This is a genomic window from Agrobacterium tumefaciens (assembly GCA_025560025.1).
Lineage (GTDB): Bacteria > Pseudomonadota > Alphaproteobacteria > Rhizobiales > Rhizobiaceae > Agrobacterium.
Window position 1 is genome coordinate 337,159 of sequence record CP048486.1, and the last position, 16,979, is coordinate 354,137.

The 16,979-nt window shown below is 59.4% G+C and carries 15 protein-coding genes; 7 read left to right on the forward strand and 8 right to left on the reverse strand.

Features of this window, described 5'->3' with window-relative positions:
* Nucleotides 1-102 precede the first annotated feature (102 nt).
* The 4 genes from ugpC to FY152_15525 all read right to left on the reverse strand — a co-directional run bounded on the left by ugpC (nt 103) and on the right by FY152_15525 (nt 4,347).
* Complete coding sequence (gene ugpC, locus FY152_15510; protein UXS33579.1) at nt 103-1,176, reverse strand: sn-glycerol-3-phosphate ABC transporter ATP-binding protein UgpC; 1,074 nt, start codon at nt 1,174-1,176, stop codon at nt 103-105.
* A gap of 17 nt (nt 1,177-1,193) precedes the next feature.
* The gene (locus tag FY152_15515; protein UXS33580.1) at nt 1,194-2,042 is read right to left on the reverse strand and encodes a carbohydrate ABC transporter permease; all 849 of its coding nucleotides are present in this window, start codon (nt 2,040-2,042) and stop codon (nt 1,194-1,196) included.
* Complete coding sequence (locus FY152_15520; protein UXS33581.1) at nt 2,035-2,973, reverse strand: sugar ABC transporter permease; 939 nt, start codon at nt 2,971-2,973, stop codon at nt 2,035-2,037. Before FY152_15520 ends, FY152_15515 begins: the two co-directional genes overlap by 8 nt.
* A gap of 72 nt (nt 2,974-3,045) precedes the next feature.
* Entirely contained in the window at nt 3,046-4,347 is a 1,302-nt protein-coding gene (locus FY152_15525; protein UXS33582.1) for an extracellular solute-binding protein, read from the reverse strand.
* Nucleotides 4,348-4,543: 196 nt separating this feature from the next.
* On the opposite strand from FY152_15525, the gene FY152_15530 reads away from it, so the two are divergent.
* Genes FY152_15530 through FY152_15540 form a run of 3 tightly spaced genes read left to right on the forward strand, consistent with a single transcriptional unit; the run spans nt 4,544 to nt 7,557 of the window.
* On the forward strand, nt 4,544-5,743 hold the full coding sequence (locus FY152_15530; GenBank protein UXS33583.1) for an ROK family transcriptional regulator: 1,200 nt from the start codon (nt 4,544-4,546) through the stop codon (nt 5,741-5,743).
* Nucleotides 5,744-5,798: 55 nt separating this feature from the next.
* Nucleotides 5,799-6,899: a Gfo/Idh/MocA family oxidoreductase gene (locus FY152_15535; protein UXS33584.1), complete on the forward strand. Its 1,101-nt coding sequence runs from the start codon at nt 5,799-5,801 to the stop codon at nt 6,897-6,899.
* 16 nt (nt 6,900-6,915) lie between these two features.
* A complete protein-coding gene (locus FY152_15540) occupies nt 6,916-7,557 on the forward strand; it encodes a hypothetical protein (protein ID UXS33585.1) in 642 nt (213 codons plus the stop codon).
* Between the two features lie 170 nt (nt 7,558-7,727).
* Here FY152_15540 and FY152_15545 read toward each other — a convergent pair whose 3' ends face one another.
* Nucleotides 7,728-9,086 (reverse strand): amidase, encoded by a 1,359-nt coding sequence (locus tag FY152_15545; protein UXS33586.1) that lies wholly within the window; start codon nt 9,084-9,086, stop codon nt 7,728-7,730.
* Nucleotides 9,087-9,429: 343 nt separating this feature from the next.
* On the opposite strand from FY152_15545, the gene FY152_15550 reads away from it, so the two are divergent.
* From FY152_15550 to FY152_15560, 3 genes are all read left to right on the forward strand, one after another.
* Nucleotides 9,430-11,748 (forward strand): EAL domain-containing protein, encoded by a 2,319-nt coding sequence (locus FY152_15550; protein UXS33587.1) that lies wholly within the window; start codon nt 9,430-9,432, stop codon nt 11,746-11,748.
* 29 nt (nt 11,749-11,777) lie between these two features.
* The gene (locus FY152_15555; protein ID UXS33588.1) at nt 11,778-12,671 is read left to right on the forward strand and encodes an amino acid ABC transporter substrate-binding protein; all 894 of its coding nucleotides are present in this window, start codon (nt 11,778-11,780) and stop codon (nt 12,669-12,671) included.
* Between the two features lie 71 nt (nt 12,672-12,742).
* A complete protein-coding gene (locus tag FY152_15560) occupies nt 12,743-13,645 on the forward strand; it encodes an amino acid ABC transporter substrate-binding protein (protein UXS33589.1) in 903 nt (300 codons plus the stop codon).
* A 42-nt stretch (nt 13,646-13,687) separates the two neighbouring features.
* Here FY152_15560 and minE read toward each other — a convergent pair whose 3' ends face one another.
* Genes minE through minC form a run of 3 tightly spaced genes read right to left on the reverse strand, consistent with a single transcriptional unit; the run spans nt 13,688 to nt 15,529 of the window.
* Nucleotides 13,688-13,948 (reverse strand): cell division topological specificity factor MinE, encoded by a 261-nt coding sequence (gene minE, locus FY152_15565; protein ID UXS33590.1) that lies wholly within the window; start codon nt 13,946-13,948, stop codon nt 13,688-13,690.
* Complete coding sequence (gene minD / locus FY152_15570; protein UXS33591.1) at nt 13,945-14,760, reverse strand: septum site-determining protein MinD; 816 nt, start codon at nt 14,758-14,760, stop codon at nt 13,945-13,947. The genes minE and minD overlap by 4 nt, the downstream gene beginning before the upstream one ends.
* Nucleotides 14,761-14,797: 37 nt before the next feature.
* Nucleotides 14,798-15,529, reverse strand: a complete 732-nt coding sequence (gene minC, locus FY152_15575) for a septum formation inhibitor MinC (protein ID UXS33592.1) — start codon at nt 15,527-15,529, stop codon at nt 14,798-14,800.
* Nucleotides 15,530-15,941: 412 nt separating this feature from the next.
* Between minC and FY152_15580 the strand changes: the two genes are divergently transcribed.
* Nucleotides 15,942-16,628 carry an HAD family hydrolase gene (locus FY152_15580; GenBank protein UXS33593.1) on the forward strand — a complete coding sequence of 229 codons (687 nt, stop codon included), beginning with the start codon at nt 15,942-15,944 and terminating at the stop codon, nt 16,626-16,628.
* Nucleotides 16,629-16,979 lie beyond the last annotated feature (351 nt).

Here is a 16,979-nt window from a genome sequence, read left to right on the forward strand (position 1 = left end):
TTTGGCTCCCAGCGCCAAGCTAACCGGTCGTAATTTTCAAACAAGCCCCAAAAGCGGAGGGGCGAGAGAATTTCGCTATTTCACTAAAAAAGCGAAAACCGGCTAAAGCGCCAGCCCGCTCGCCCTGTCGAACACATGCACGCGCTCATGATGCACGGTAGCGGCAAAGGAGGTGTTGACCTTGACCGGCTGCTCGCCATCCACCACCGCCGTCACCTGATCGCCCGCCAGTTCGAAGACAACATGGGTCTGCGCTCCCGTCGGCTCCACCAGCACGGTGCGGCCAGACAGCGATATATCGCCGCCGATGGTCGAACCGATATGTTCGGGGCGAAGCCCGATCGTCACCGGCTGGCCGCGCTTGACCTTACGTGTCGCGGCAATACGGATCGCTGTTCCGTCCTTCAGCCGGGCGGCAGGCTGGTCACCCTCGCCATCGACAACGCCTTCGATGAGGTTCATGGCCGGCGAGCCGATGAAGGCGGCGACGAAGAGATTGGCCGGTGTCTTGTAAAGTTCGAGCGGCGTACCCTGCTGCTCGATGCGGCCGTGATTGAGCACCACGACCCTGTCCGCCAGCGTCATCGCCTCGATCTGGTCATGGGTGACGTAGATGGAAGTCGTGCCAACTTTCTGGTGCAAAGTCTTGATTTCGCTGCGCATCTGCACGCGAAGCTTGGCATCGAGATTGGACAGCGGCTCATCGAACAGGAAAACGGCGGGATTGCGCACCACGGCGCGGCCCATGGCGACGCGCTGCCGCTGGCCACCAGAAAGCTGTGAGGGCTTGCGATCCAGAAGCTTGCCAAGATCGAGCATGCGAGCGGCCTCCGCCACCCGCTCCTCGATGACGTTTTTCGGCTGGCCGGCAAGCTTCAGGTTGAAGCCCATATTTTCAGCCACCGTCATATGCGGATAAAGCGCATAGGACTGGAACACCATGGCGATGTTGCGCTCGCGCGGGGTCATACCGTTAACGACGGTGCCGCCGATGAGGATATCCCCATCGGTGATTTCCTCCAGCCCGGCGATCATGCGCAAAAGCGTGGACTTGCCGCAGCCGGAAGGGCCGACCAACGCGATGAATTCGCCATCCGTTATATCAAGCGAGATGCCGTGAATGACATCGAGCGCGGCATAGGACTTGCGGATATCCCTAAGTTCGACGGAAGCCATGTTTTGCTCCTTTCAAGTCACGATTTGACGGCACCGGCCGTCAGGCCCGCGATGATGTGTTTCTGTGCGAGGAAGAAGACGATGACGGTCGGCAGGATCGTCAGCGTGATGAAGGCGAGCACCAGCTGCCACTCGGTGCCGAATTCGCCACGATAAACCATGATGCCGAGCGGCCAGGGATATTTCGATTCAGAATTCAGCATGATCAGCGGCAGGATATAGCTGTTCCAGCTGCCAACGAAGGAAACGATGCCAACGGTGGCGACGATGGGCCGCGAGAGCGGCAGGGAAATGTGCCAGAAGAAGCGCAGGTACCCGCAGCCATCCACAAAGGCGGCCTGAAACAGTTCCTCCGGCAGATTGCGGAAATAATTGCGAAACAGGAGAATGCTCATGCCAAGCCCGAAGGCCACCTGCGGCAGCACCACACCCCAATAGGTATCGAGCAGGCCGAGATCGCGGATGCGGATGAACAGCGGCAGGATGGCGGTGGCCGCCGGGAACATCAGCCCCAGCAGGAAATAATTGAGCAGGAATGACGAGCCGAAGAACTTCACATGCGCGAAGGTGAAGGCCGCCATGGCCGAAACGGTGAGCGTCAGGAACACCGTCAACAGCGCGATGACCAGCGAATTGAAAATCTGCAGCCAGTAACGTTTGCCGAAGAGAATATCGCCGTAATTGGCCCATTGCCATTCCGCCGGAATGCCGAACGGGTTGACGCGCAGGTCTCCCAGCGTCTTGAAGCCACCAAGTGCGGTGGTGAGCAACGGGATGAGCACGATGGCCGCGATCAGGCTCAGCGATATATAGAGATAAAGCTTGGTTTGCAGCGGCATGCGGACGGAGGTGGATGTGTCAGTCATGGCGCATGAAAATCCTTTTGTAACCGAAGGCGAGCGTCACGCAGATGACGAAAAGAACGACGCCGACCGCACTGCCAAGCCCCACCTGCATGCGCATGACGCCGTAAGTGTAGAGGAACGTAACCATGGTCTGCGTGGAGTTGGACGGGCCACCGCCGGTGAGCGGCATGATCATGTCGAACAGCTGCAATGAGCCGATAACCGCAAAGAAGACGGACAGGCGAACGGTGGAGCCGAGCATCGGCAGGGTGACATAACGGAACTTCTGCCAGCCGGAAGCGCCATCGATTTCGGCGGCTTCCAGCACGTTCTTGTCGACGGACTGAAGGCCGGCGATGAACAGCATCATGTGGAAACCGAAATATTTCCAGACGATGACGCCGAGCACGGCATAGATCGCCACATCCTTGTCGGCCAGCACGTAAGGGTTGGCAAAGCCGAAGAAATTGGAAATGGCGGCGAAGAGGCCATAATCGCCGTCATAAACGAAACGCCAGATCAGACCCGCGGCCACATCCGCCAGCACATAGGGCAGAAAGAACACCAGCCGGAAGGCGACGACGCCCGGAATGCGGTGCGCCAGCATCGTGGCGAGCCAGATGGCCAGTGGGATCTGGATCAGAATGGAAATCAGGATGATGAGGCCGTTATTGAGCAGGGCCTGCGAGAATGCGGCATTGCCGAACAGGACCTGAAAATTCCTTAAGCCCACGAAATCCGTCGGCGTGCCATAGCCGTTCCAACGATATAGGCTGTACCACGCCGCCTCGCCCATGGGCAGGATGACGAACAGGGTAAAGAGCAACAGTGCCGGCGGCAGAAACACCAGAAGCGTCAGCGCCCGATCATGCGCAACCGAACTTTGCTTGCGTTTTGCCTTTGCCGCGCCGCGCGTCGGTATGGACGCAGAAGTCATGGAAATATCCGTCATCTCTATCCGCTTTCTTTTATGCAGATATCGCGGCGCCGCGTTTTAGCGCGGCGGCCGCAATGCAGGTGACAATCAGCGAAGCTCGAAAGCATCCTGAATTTGCTTGGCACCCTCTTCCGCGCTCATCTGGCCGGAGACGATCTCGACGGAGACATCATTGACGACGCGGCCGACGGCAGCGCCCAGCGTCTGATCAAAGAAGTTCTGGTGCCAGGTGGAACCGGCAAGCTGCTTGGCCGAATCCGCCAACAGCGGGTTCTTGACCGCACCATCCGCACCCGTCGCAACGGGCAGGATCATGCCAGCGGCCGCCATCTTCTCTTCACTTTCCTTGCTGGTCAGGAATGTCGCGAAATCGATCGCTTCCTTGGATGCGTTTTTCGTGACTGCCCAGCCGTTCAGGCCGCCCAGCGTATCGGTGGCCTTACCGGCACCGCCTTCGACGGCGGGGAATGCGAAGCGGCCGATATTGTCGGCGGCAAGTCCTTTGCCATCACCGGCATTCTTGCGCTGGTTGGCTTCGGTATTGTCAAAACCGAGGATCATCGCCGCCTTGCCGTCACCGAAGACGCCGAGCGCCTGCGGCCAGGTGGAGCCGAGATAGCCGGGCTGGAAGGGTTCCAGCTTGCCGAACTCGGCCAGCTGCTCGCCGGCCTTGATGATGGCCGGATCCATGAAACCCTCGCCCTCACCCTTGCGGGCGGCATCGAACACGGCCTGCCCGCCATTGCGCATGACGAGGTAGCTCCAGTAGAAATGGATCGGCCATTTTTCACCGCCGCCACCGGCAATCGGCACGATGCCGGCTTCCTTGATCTTTTTGACCGTGGCGCCAAGATCGTCCCAGCTCTTGATGTCTTCCGCCTTCACGCCGGCCTTGGCAAACAACTCCTTGTTATAAAAGAAGCTGACGAGGCTGACCTTGTAAGGTACGGCCCAGACCTTGCCATCGAAAGACAGTCCGTCGATCGCCGAAGCATTATAGGCCTGCCGCAGCTTGCCGCCATCGGCGTCGAAAACCTCGGTCAGATCCTTCAGCGCACCGGTTTTGGACTGTTCCTCAAGAACGCCGCCGCCCCAGCTATAGAAAAAATCCGGAACGTCATTGGATTGCAGCAAAGTCGGCAACTTCGCCTTGAAGGCTTCGTTTTCCAGGAATTGCAACTGCACATCCACATCGGGGTGCTTTGTCTCGAAATCCTTGGCAATCTCCTCCCAGACGGCCACGGCTTTCGGGTCGAGTTCCACATGCATCCATTTAACCACCGTCGCGGCCGAGGCGCTGGCGGTGCCGAGCATGAGAGCAATGCTTGTCGTTGTGGCAAAGCCTGTCAGCCTGCCGCTCAGGCTTGCGCCTGCGTGCCAAATCGTCATGATGGTGATCCTCCCTCGGGGATTTCCTCATTTATTCCCCAATGCGGATTAATTCACATTAGCCCTCGCATAATGTCAAGGCGCCATGCCGATTTTTTGCGTGAACCGCTTGACACACCCCTCCCCTAGACCGTTATTTAATCCGCAACCCGACATAAATCGGTTCTCGAACCGGCATTGATCGCAGCAGGACACCATGAAGACCGCAGACCCAGAATTGATGCGCGCGATCAACAGGCTAAGCGTGCTGGACAGCATCCGCCGCCACGGGCCAATCTCGCGCGTGGAAATCAGCGAAAGAACGCAGCTTTCCACCACCACCGTTTCGGCGATTACCGCGTCGCTGCTCGATGACGGGCTAATTCTGACCCGTCATCTCGGTGATATCCGCACTGAAGGTGCGCGCGGCAGGCCGCGGGTGATGCTGGAGCTGAACCCGGATGCCGCCCGCGTGGTGGGCGCCAAGATCGCCGCAAGCCGCATGGTTTTCGTTGTCACCGATTTCTGCGGCAATGTGCTTTCCACCCTCGCCCTGCCGATCCGTGTCGACCGCCAGCCGATTGGCGTCATCGCCGATCTGGTGGAAGACGGGGTTCGCCGCTGCGTGGTTGATGCCGGCCTGTCGCTGGAAGATGTCGACATGGTCTGTCTCGGCCTTCCCGGCGTCATCGAACATCGCACCGGGAAAATCCGCAGCAGCCCGATTTTGCGCGAAGTGAACGTCAATTTCGCCGAGGAAATGACGGCGCGTCTTAGCTCGCCGACCATCATCGAAAGCGACGCTCACGCCATTACCCTTGCTCACCACTGGTTCGGCCATGCGCGCGATCTGGAAGACATGGTGCTGATTTCGCTTGAACAGACGCTCGGGCTTGGCGTTTTGCACCAGAACCAGTTGTTTCGCGGTGCCGGCGGCCTCAGCCACAATCTCGGCGACCTCGTCATCGGTCTTGCCAATGAAGGCACAGTGCGGCTGGCGAGTCAGGCGGGTGAAAACGCTATTTTAGGCTCGCGCCCGGTGGACGGGCGCTTTGCCGAAGCGATCCGGCTTGGTCGCGGCATGCAGCACGCCCATGCGCTAATTGCGGCTGAAGATCACGATCTCATTGCCGCAGCCCTGCGCGCCGGCGCGGCACTGGGCCTGACGCTTGCCAATATCGTCACGTTGTTTGCACCGCCACGGGTCATCATCACCGGCTCCAGCCTCGAACTTGGCGAGCCCTTCATCGCCAGCATCCGCGACAGCTACAACGCCGCTGTGCCGCCTTCGCTGGCCGGCGTCGCGGAGCTGGTTTTCGACGTTGCGAGCGATGAGTTGTGGGCGCAGGGGGCTGCAGCCGTAGCACTCTACGAACTTTACGAATCACCATGGAACACGACGGGGCCGGCGCTTTAGCCATCAGGGCGGAGCGGCAGGCTTTAAGCATTTCTGATTTACGGGAGGAAATCACATGAACAGGGTCGGTATCGGCATCATCGGCTGCGGCAACATCTCCAGCGCCTATCTCAAGGCCATGGCGTCGTTTCCCATTCTCGACATTCGCGGTCTTGCGGATATGAACGAGGCGGCAGCGAAAGCCCGCGCCGATGAATTCGGCCTTCAGGCAACCAGCATCGACGCGCTTCTCGCCGATCCTTCCGTGGAGATCATCGTCAACCTGACGATTCCCAAGGCGCATGTGGAGGTGGGGCTGCGCGCGCTGGACGCCGGCAAGCACGCCTATTCCGAAAAGCCGCTCGGCATCAATTTCGCCGAGGGCAAACGCCTTGCGGATGCGGCCAAGGCCAAGGGCCTGCGCATCGGCTCGGCCCCGGATACATTCCTTGGCGGCGGGCACCAGACCGCACGCCGGCTGATCGATGAAGGCGTGCTCGGCCAGCCAGTCGGCGGAACGGCCACCTTCATGTGCCCCGGCCATGAGCGTTGGCACCCCAACCCGGCCTTTTATTACGAGGTTGGCGGCGGCCCGATGCTGGATATGGGACCCTATTACATCACCGATCTCGTCAACCTGTTTGGGCCGGTCGCCAAAGTGGCCGGCTTTGCCATCGCGCCGCGCAATGAACGCCTCATCACCAGCGAGCCGAAAAACGGTGAAAAAATCCCGGTCCATGTCGCCACCCATGTTTCCGGCGTGCTGGCCTTCCAGAATGGCGCCGTGGTGCAGGTGGGCATGAGCTTCGATGTGGCGGGCCACAAACACGTGCCGCTGGAACTCTACGGCACGGAAGGCACGTTGATCGTGCCCGATCCCAACCATTTCGGCGGCGAAGTGCAATTACTGAAAAAGGGCGGCCAGTTCGAGCCGCAGGCGCTGTCGTCACCCTATGCCGACGGCAATTACCGTTCCATCGGCGTCGCCGACATGGCCCATGCGATCCGCGAGAACCGCCCGCACCGCGCCAATGGCGATCTTGCCTTGCACGTACTGGAGGTCATGGAAGCCTTCCAGACGGCATCCGACAGCGGCACGACCGTTTCCATCACCACCAAGGCAGAGCGCCCTGCTCCGCTTGAAACATCGCTGGTCGACGGCCAGCTCGGCAAATAATCCGGAGGAGAAAATAATGCGCGAAGCACTCATCGTCTGGGGCGGCTGGAGCGGCCATGAGCCGCAGGAATGCGCCACCATCGTCAAGGACATGCTGGAGGAGGACGGTTTCAAGGTCTATGTGGAGCACTCAACCGAGGCATTCGCCGATCCTTCGGTACATGATCTCAGCCTCGTGGTGCCGATCGTCACCATGTCGAAGATCGAGAAGGAAGAGATCAAGAACCTCACGGCCGCCGTCGAAAACGGCGTCGGCATTGCCGGTTTCCACGGCGGTGCGGGCGACAGTTTCCGCGAGTGCGTCGAATACCAGTTCATGATCGGCGGCCAGTGGGTCGCCCATCCCGGCAATATCATCGACTACCATGTCAACATCACCCGCCCCGACGACCCGCTGATGGAGGGGATTTCCGATTTCCCCTATACGTCGGAGCAATATTACATGCATGTCGACCCTTCGAATGAGGTTCTGGCAACGACGAAATTTACAGGCGATCATGCCTGGTGGATCGACGGTGTGGTGATGCCGGTGGTGTGGAAACGCAAATACGGCAAGGGCCGGGTTTTCTATTCGGCGCTCGGCCATCAGGCCAAGGAATTTTCCGTACCGCAGATGAAAACCATGTTCCGCCGCGGCGCCAACTGGGCGGCTCGGTGAGGCTATAGGTCGAGACGGCCAAATACTCTCTCCGTCATGCCGGACTTGATCCGGCATCCAGCAGCCGCGCGTCTGCGCGGCGTCAGGAGTCTTTCGCGATCAAGGACTTGATCGCGCTGGACCCCGGATCAAGTCCGGGGTGACGGAGAATGGCTGTGTGAACCGCCCTCTCAGCCCCGAACGATCTCTTCCGCAGCCATCGCAACACCCAGCACATGCTCATCCGCACCATGCAGGCCAGAAAGCAGCAAACCAACCGGCATTCCCGCCTCACCTGTTCCGCACGGAATGGAAACGCCGCAGAGATCGAAAAAATTGCCGATCTGGGTGTTGCGCAGGGTCTTTGCATTCATGGCAAAAAAGGCATCGTCATCATCGAGAAGCGGCGCGACCCTGGCGGCGACATGCGGCAATGTCGGCGAGACCAGCAGTTCGTCCTTTCCGATCATTTCGGAAAACGCCGCCGTCATGCGTTCACGCGCTTCCATAATGCCAATATAGTCGGGCATGGAGATATTGGCGCCAAGCCTGGTTCTCGCCACCACACGCGGGTCCATCCGCGCAGCATCCGCGCCTTCCAGCCGCGTCTTGTGCAGGGCAAAAGCCTCCGCCGTCACCAGCGCGCCCTTTTCCCTGATAAGATCGAACAATTGCGAAAAGATCGGGAATGCCTGCCGCCGCACTGAGGCGCCCGCACGGGAGAGCCGCTCCACCGCCTGTTCGAAAGCATCTGCGACGCCCTCCTCGATACCGTCGAAAAATACCGTTTCCGGGACGACGAGCGACAGGCCGGCAAGAGGCTTACGTGCCAGATCGGCAGCAGCCCTGCCACGCATGGCGGCATCCACCCAGACGGCATCCTGTACGGTGCGGGTCAGCGGCCCGAGCGAATCGAGGCTTTTCGCGAGCGGATAAACACCGCGCATCGAATAACGGCCACGGCTTGCCTTATACCCCACCACACCATTGAAGGCGGCGGGAATGCGCACCGATCCGCCGGTATCCGTGCCAATCGCCACCGGCACAAGACCTGCGGCCACGACAACGCCTGCACCGGAGGACGAACCGCCCGGCAGACGGTGACCATCCGTGGAGGCCGGATTGCGCGGCGTGCCGTAATGCGGGTTGATACCGAGACCGGAAAACGCAAACTCGCTCATATTGGTGCGGCCGACACAGACCATTCCGGCCCTTTTCAGCGCCGTCACCACATCGGCGTCACGCAAGGCAGGCGCATCGCCCGCCAGCACGGTCGATCCGGCCGTGGTCGCCATGCCTTCAATATCGAAAAGATCCTTCCAGGCCACCGGAATACCGTCGAGCACACCCAAGGAGCGTCCCTCGCGGATGCGTCTGGAGGCTGCCTCCGCTTCCGACATGGCCCGCGCCGCCGTCAGGCCAACAAAAATTGCCCGATCGTCCTCTTTGCCGATCGCATCCAGCGTCTCTTCCGCCAGGGCGCATGGATCGAGATGACCGCTCTGGATGAGAACGGAAAGCTGAGCGATGTTTCTACCTCTGTGAGCCATGATGATCTTCCTGAAATCCGACAGTGCGCACAACATGCCGTTTATCCGCTGCTTGGCAAGGCCGGTCGGCGTCCCCAGCCGCAGAGAAGTCGACTTGAGAAACGCGCAAAGGTTGTCATACTGACTTGGCCGTTTTGTTTCAGGGCATGACCGCAAGCTTGCGTTTCTTTCAATCTGCGATGCAGGAACGCTGGGGCTTACACGAGCGGCGACTATAAAAAGACGGATTAATTCTTAATCGCATCTAAACTTTGTTGAATTATTTAGCAGACACCGTTGAAATGCATGTCCTATAAAATTCCATAAAACAATTATAACGCGACATCGCGGGGGACTATCGCGCATGGAAGAGACTGCCTATCGGGGGATAGATAGACAGACTGAACCCGGCCACACGCTTCGCACAACGACGCAGCCGGCATCGGGCCGCCTTTCGCGGCGGCGTTCGCTCGCCAGCAAGATAACCCTGATATTTCTGGGCGGCGTGATTTTTTCCTACAGCATCGGCGCGCTTGTCGGCTGGTACATGTTCGTTGCCGCCGCCAGCGAGCAATGGCTCAACCAGGCCCGCGTCAATTCACAGATCGCCAGCGCGACGCTGCGCAGCATCTACACCTATGTCAGCGTCACCGCCGATACGGACGGGCAGGTCAACGGCATATTGACGGACAAACCGATCGGCGACGACGAATCCATCCTCGTTACCGGCTTCAATCCCAGTGACGTTCTCGCCCTCATCGGCGCGCAAACCAAAAACGCCGTCTGGCTTTTCAGGTACGACGAGGACGATTCCGGCTTCCGGCAGATCGCGGCCGCCTTCGACAACGCCACCGACGATGACGAAAAACCGCTCGCCACCGATCCCATCTTCTCAAGAGATGCCGTGGCAGCCCGTTTCGCCACCGGCTTTGCGACCATTGGCGAGTCGAACCACTACATCGGCCTGTTGCCAATCATCAGCATTGAAACGAAGAAACCGATCGGGGCGGTCGCCGTCAGCATCGGCGGTTCGGATGAGCTGTATGGTGCGCAACGCAAGCTGATCTACAATTCGCTCATTGCACTGATCGTGGTGCTGACCGTGACCGGTGTCCTTGTAACGGTGATTGCGCGGCACTTCCTGAAACCCGTTCCGGCTCTGGTGCAGGCGACGCTGCGCATCGCCCGCGAGGAAACGGATGTCGTCACACCGTTTCAGACGCGCAGGGATGAAATCGGCGATATGGCCACGGCCATCGAAACGCTGCGTGAGGCGGTTCTGGAGCGCGGACGCCTGCGGCAGATACGCGACATGGCGCAGCAGCTGGAGCACATGGCCCACCATGACGCCCTGACCGGACTGCCCAACCGCGTACTGCTGATGAAGACGCTCGAAAACCGTCTCGAGCACCTTTCCGCCTCGGGCCAGCCGTTTAATGTCATGCTGCTCGATCTCGACCGTTTCAAGGCCGTCAATGACACGCTGGGCCATGCCGCCGGCGATGCCTTGCTGGTGGCGGTGGCATCGCGGATTTCTGCCGTGCTCGGTGAAAACGACATGGTTAGCCGCCTCGGCGGCGACGAATTCGCGATCATACAATCGGCGAGCGCTGACTGCGAGAGCAGCGCGGCGATGCTGGCCGCGCGGGTGGTGCATGCGGTCTCACGCAGCTTCAACCTCGAAGGCAGCAAAATCAGTATCGATACCAGTATCGGCATTGCCTGCGCACCGGGCCACGGCACATCCGCCACCCAGCTTCTGCAACATGCCGATCTCGGCCTTTATCGCGCGAAATCCATGGGCTGCGGTTATTTCGTGTTTTACGAACCCGGCATGGACATGGCGGTGCAGCACAAACATGCGCTGGAAATAGACATGAAGTCCGCCCTCGAAAACCGCGAATTCGAGCTGCATTACCAGCCCGTCGTCAATCTGCAGAGCGGCCGCATCGTTGCTTATGAGGCACTGGCCCGCTGGCGTCACAGCAAGCTTGGCCTCATCGCCCCGGACCGTTTCATCACGCTTGCCGAAGAAAACAACTTCATCAAACCTCTGGGTGAATGGGTGCTGGCACAGGCTTGTCAGGACGCCATGAGCTGGCCCCGGGACATCCGGCTCGCCGTCAATCTTTCCGCCGTGCAGCTCTACAATGACGACATCGTCCCGATTGTCGACAGGGCGCTTGAAACATCCGGTTTTCCGGCGGAGCGGCTGGAGCTGGAAGTGACCGAAACGGCAATGCTGGAGCGCGATAGCAGCGCCCGCGCCCTGAAGCTTTTAAAAGAAAGGGGTGTGCGCCTCGTGCTCGACGATTTCGGCACAGGTTATGCCGGGCTCAGCACATTGACCCATGTTTCCTTCGACAAGATCAAGATCGACCGCGAATTCGTCTCCGGCCTGCCGGGCAATCCCATGTGTTCGGCCATCGTCAACACCATCATCGACATGGCTGAACAGATTGGCCTCAGGGTCACTGCCGAGGGCGTGGAGGACGAGCAGCAGGTCGAGGCGCTCAAGCTTTCGGGATGTGACGAGGCCCAGGGCTATTATTTCGCCGAACCCGCGCCGCTTGCCCATATCCTCAAGAACCGTGCCGTCATCACGCCGGTCGGGAAAGACGGGTTTGACGACGCCGGCCGGCCGATACAGGAAACCTATTGCCCACCACAAAAAGCGATTTGAGAAACCGGCTACCAGACAAAGGAAATAAAATGCGCCTTGCAGTATTTTGCCTTTTCCTCACATGCTTTGCTCCCATCACCCCGCTGCAGGCCGCCGGCGAAGGCGACACGCTTCAACAGATTGCCAAGACTGCGAAGATCCGCATCGGTTACCGCGAAGCCGAGCCACCCTTCTCCTATCAATTGCCGAATGGAGAAATCACCGGCTTCTCGACCGATCTTTGCCGGGCGATCAGTGAAGACATCCGCAAACAGCTTAAGCTCGACCGGATCGACCTCGAATATGTGAAGGCCACGCCCGCCACCCGCTTCATCCTTGTCCGCAGCGGCCAGATCGATATCGAATGCGCGGCGACGACCAATAATAGCGAACGCCGGAAGATGGTGGATTTCTCCTATCCGAACTTCATGACGGCGACGCAGTTTCTCTCTCGCAAGCAGGACAACCTCAAAAGCCTTGCCGATCTTGCCGGAAGGTCCGTCACATCCGCCTCCGGCACGGTCAATATCGAGCAGCTGAATGCCGTGAACCGGCAAAAGAACCTCAATATCTCGGTCATGCCGACGAAAACCAACGAGGAGGCGTTCGAACTTGTCGTTGCCGGCAAGGCCTCCGCCTTCGTCATGGACGGCATATTGCTGGCGGCGCTGGCGGCAACCTCCGAAAACCCAGACCTCTATGCACTTTCGGAGGACACGCTGAGCGCGCCCGAGCCTTATGGCCTTGTTTTCCGGCGCGACGATCCAGCTTTCAAGGCCGCGGTCAACGAAAGTCTGCGCCATATCTTCACCGGCCCCGCCATTCACGGCCTTTATGAGAAGTGGTTCACCAAGCCCATTCCGCCAAACGGCATGAACCTGAACCTGCCAATGGCGGCCTCCTTGAAACAGGCCTATGAAAATCCGGCCGAATACCGGGACTGACGTGCAAGCGGCACCCGGCCTCTATTTTTTACGAAGACATGTTTTGGATTTATATTAGCTGGAGATGCGCGATGCAGAGATCGACATTGTGGCTTGCTCTTGGGGTTTTAAGTCTTCTGCCCGCCACTGCGGCCGGCGAGGATACCCAGCCACCGACACTTGAAACCATTGCCAAAACCGGCACCATCCGGCTGGGTTATGCCGACCGCAACGTCCCCTTTTCCTATCTGGGCACCGGCCCGGAGCCGATCGGCTACAGCATCGAGCTTTGCCTAAGGGTGGCCGACTCCATCAAGAAGAAACTGGGCCTGCCGGAATTGAAGATCGATTTCGTCAAACGCACCCCCAGCAACCGCATCATGCTGCTCAACGACGGCACGATCGACATGGAATGCGTGGCGAGCACGAATACGGAAGAAAGACGCAAGGCCGTGTGGTTTTCCTACAGCCATTTCATCACCGGCACCCGTTATGTCGCGCTGAAATCCAGCGGCCTTAACACCGTCGGCGATCTTGCCGGGCGCACCGTGGTGGTGACGACGGGAACCATCAATATCGCCCAGCTCAATGTGCTCAATCGCAAACTGGGGCTGAATATCGCGGTTCTGCAAAATGACAGCACGGAAGGCGGGTTTGAAATGGTGACGGAAAACCGCGCCTCGGCCTTCGTCATGGACGATATTCTTTTGCGATCCTTCGTCGCCGAAACCGGCAGGCCGGAAGACTATTCCATCTCGAACGAATATCTCGCCCCGCCGCAGCCCTATGGCCTGATGCTCCGTCACGGCGATACGGGTTTCCGGGACGCCGTCAACGAAGCGCTGGGGCAAATCTACGCAAGTCGCGAAATCGAGAAAATCTACGACAAATGGTTCAACGCGCCGATCCCGCCGAACGGCCTGAACCTCAAACGCCCGCTGCCCGGCGATCTGGAAGAAGTGTTTCGAAAGCCGGTCGATACGACGGCTGAATGAATGAAAACGCCGCCCGGTGGGGCGGCGTTTTCGCAGGAAACATCACGCGGCGCGCAAGTCGGCGCTCAAGGGGATTTCGACGTCGATCTCGAGTATCGAGACATGCTCGTCGCGATCCATCTTCACATGCACCCGGTCATTATCGATCTGCACATGCTTGGCTATGACGGCGAGAATTTCTTCCCTGAGGATGGCGACGAGATCGGAGCCCGACGACGCCCTCTCGTGAGCCAGCAGCACCTGCAGGCGCTCACGCGCAAGCGGGGCCGACTTCTGTTTGCGGAAGAGACTGAAGATGCTCATGCAGCCCTCCTTGCGAAGATTTTGGAGAAGATACCCCGCTTCTCGCCCGGAATGACCACCGGAATGTCCTCACCGGACAGGCGGCGAGCGGCATCGAAATAGGCCATGGCCGGTGCGCAACGGGCGTCCGCCAGCGTGACCGGCGCGCCGACGTTGGAAGCGCGCAGCACATCCGTGCTTTCGGGAATGATGCCGAGCAGCGGAATGGAGAGAATTTCCAGAACGTCGTCGACCTTCAGCATGTCGCCGCGTTCGGCTCGGGCGGAATCGTAACGCGTCAGAAGCAGGTGCTTTTCCATGCGCTCGCCGCGTTCGGCCTTCAGCGTCTTGGAATCCAGCAGACCGATGATGCGGTCGCTGTCACGCACCGAGGAGACTTCCGGATTGGTGACGACGACGGCCACATCCGCATGGCGCATGGCCAGCGTTGCGCCGCGCTCGATGCCGGCCGGGCTGTCGCAGATCACCCAGTCGAAATGTTTCTTCAACTCGGCAATAACCCATTCGACACCTTCCGGCGTCAGATTGTCCTTGTCGCGCGTCTGCGAGGCAGGCAGCAGGAACAGCGTTTCGAGGCGCTTGTCGCGGATCAGCGCCTGGGTCAGCTTGGCATCGCCCTGGATGACGTTGACGAGATCGTAGACCACCCGGCGTTCAGCACCCATGACGAGATCGAGGTTGCGCAGGCCGACATCGAAATCGACAACCACGACCTTCTGCTTGTTCTGCGCCAGTGCGGCGCCAAGCGCTGCGGTCGAGGTGGTCTTGCCGACCCCGCCCTTGCCGGAAGTAACAACGACTACCTTCCCCATACGGCTCTCCTGTTCCTGTGTTGTCTTCAGTGTTTCTTCAGCCAAGTTTTTCGGCCTTTATCGTATCGTTTTCCAGCCAGAGCTGAACGGGCTGGCCGCGCAGCTTGTCGTCAATATCCTCAGCCACCTTGTAGACGCCGTCGATGGCAAGCAGCTCCGCCTCCAGCTTGCGGCAGAAGATGCGCGCCGAGACATTGCCGAGCGAACCGGCCATCGCACGTCCGCGCAGCGCACCGTAAATATGCACCGAACCGCCCGCGATGATTTCCGCCCCCGAAGCGACCGAACCGATGACGGTCACGTCACCTTCGGGAAACATGATCGACTGGCCGGAGCGAACCGGCTCGTTGATGACCAGCGACTGCACGACGGCACGAACTTCGCCGGAAGCACGCGGCTTCTCCTCCGGCAACTCGACCGCGGTGACGGCAACCGGCTCCACCTCGACATCGGAGGCGGGCTTTCCACCCTTCAGCGACGGCGGCATGCCGGGTTCTATCATCGAGGGGCGAACACCCTCGATCCCCATGATGCCGACATTGCGCTCGGTCAGCGCCGCCAGCAACTCCTTCAAGCCCGCCTTGTCGAGCGAGAGCTCCGACACATCCAGGACCACCGGACGCGACAGGAAGAAACCCGCCGAACGCGCGGCAAGATCATCGAGCCTTTCCAGCCATTGATCGACCGGAGCTTCGGGTGACAGGACGACTGCGAGGAAGGAGCGGCCTTTGATACGGATGGAACGCTGGTCTGTTAGCACTTTGGTCATCTTGATAAACAAATCGTTGACAATTAGGTACCTCGAATATGGTTAACAAATGGTTAACGGAGCCCTTAAAGCGACGGTTTCGTTAAGAAAATTCGATCCTGAAAATTCTCATGCAAAACATTCGGAAATGCTCATTACCCGCTGATTTTGCGTATTTTCACAGCTCGCGAAAACTCATGATAGCGGCCTATCCTTGCTGCAACCTGACCTCCCGCATCGCCGGATAGCGCACCGCCTCCCCTGCCCGCCATCACCCGAGTCGCCGGCAGTCTAAAGCGTCCGATTCTGGAACAGCCATGACCGCTACAGACCGAAAGATCGGCATTTGACCCTCCGACGGAAAAGCGATTCCGTTATCTCCGCCAATGCTGTAGACACGAGGGCAACTCCACACGTCCAACGGAAGAATGACATGCACAGCAAAGTCCCGCCGGCCAGCCAGATGTTTTCGCGCGAATATGACGCCTTCCTGTTCGACATGGACGGAACGCTGCTCAATTCGATCGCGGTGGTGGAACGTGTCTGGCGCGAATGGGCCGTGGACAATGGCATAGAACCGAATGCCTTCCTGCAGCGCATCCACGGCATGCGCGCATCGGAAGTGGTGCGCCGCGAGGCGATTCCCGGCCTCGATATCCAGGAACAGGCGGACATGCTGCTGCAAAAGGAAATGGAGGATGTCGAGGGCATTCTCCAGATTCCGCAGGCGGCGGCCTTTCTTGAGAAATTGCCGGCTGGAAAATGGGCGATCGTCACTTCCGCCGCCCGCGCACTTGCCGAACTGCGTCTGGCGGCAGCAGGCCTCACACCGCCCCCTGTCATGATCTGCGCCGAGGATGTGGTGAACGGCAAACCGGACCCGGAAGGCTACAGGAAGGCGGCGGAAAAGCTCGGCGTCGCACCTGAAAACTGCGTCGTCTTCGAGGACGCCCCTGCCGGCATTCAGGCGGGTGAAAACATGGGCGCAACGGTGGTGGTGATCAACGCCACCCATTCGCATCCCATCGAAACGCCGCATCATTCGATTGGTGGGTATGGTGAGCTGGATGTCGTCATTGGTGAGAATGGCGCTCTGAGGCTCGCGGGCAATAGAGGCTGAAGAAGGCTGCCTGCGTTTAAGGCCTCGGCACTATTTTCAACCTTAAAGCGGCAAGTCAGTCGCCTCAGACTGTCCGGCGCAACCTTTTCCCGTCATTCCGGCCTTGAGCCGGAATCCAGCCGACGCGGCTCTCGCGCGACGGGAAGAGTCCTTTCAGCCCAACGACTTGGGCTGGCTGGATCCCGGCTCAAGGCCGGAATGACGGCAGTGGTAAAAGCCCCGGAATAAGACAACGCCCGACCTGCTGAACGGCCTCAAACTCCTCCCCCCATTTTTCCACCACCGGCCGATTGACAGTACCGTACAAATGCGTCCTAATAAAATTGGTAAGACCATCTTACCGCTTGCGCG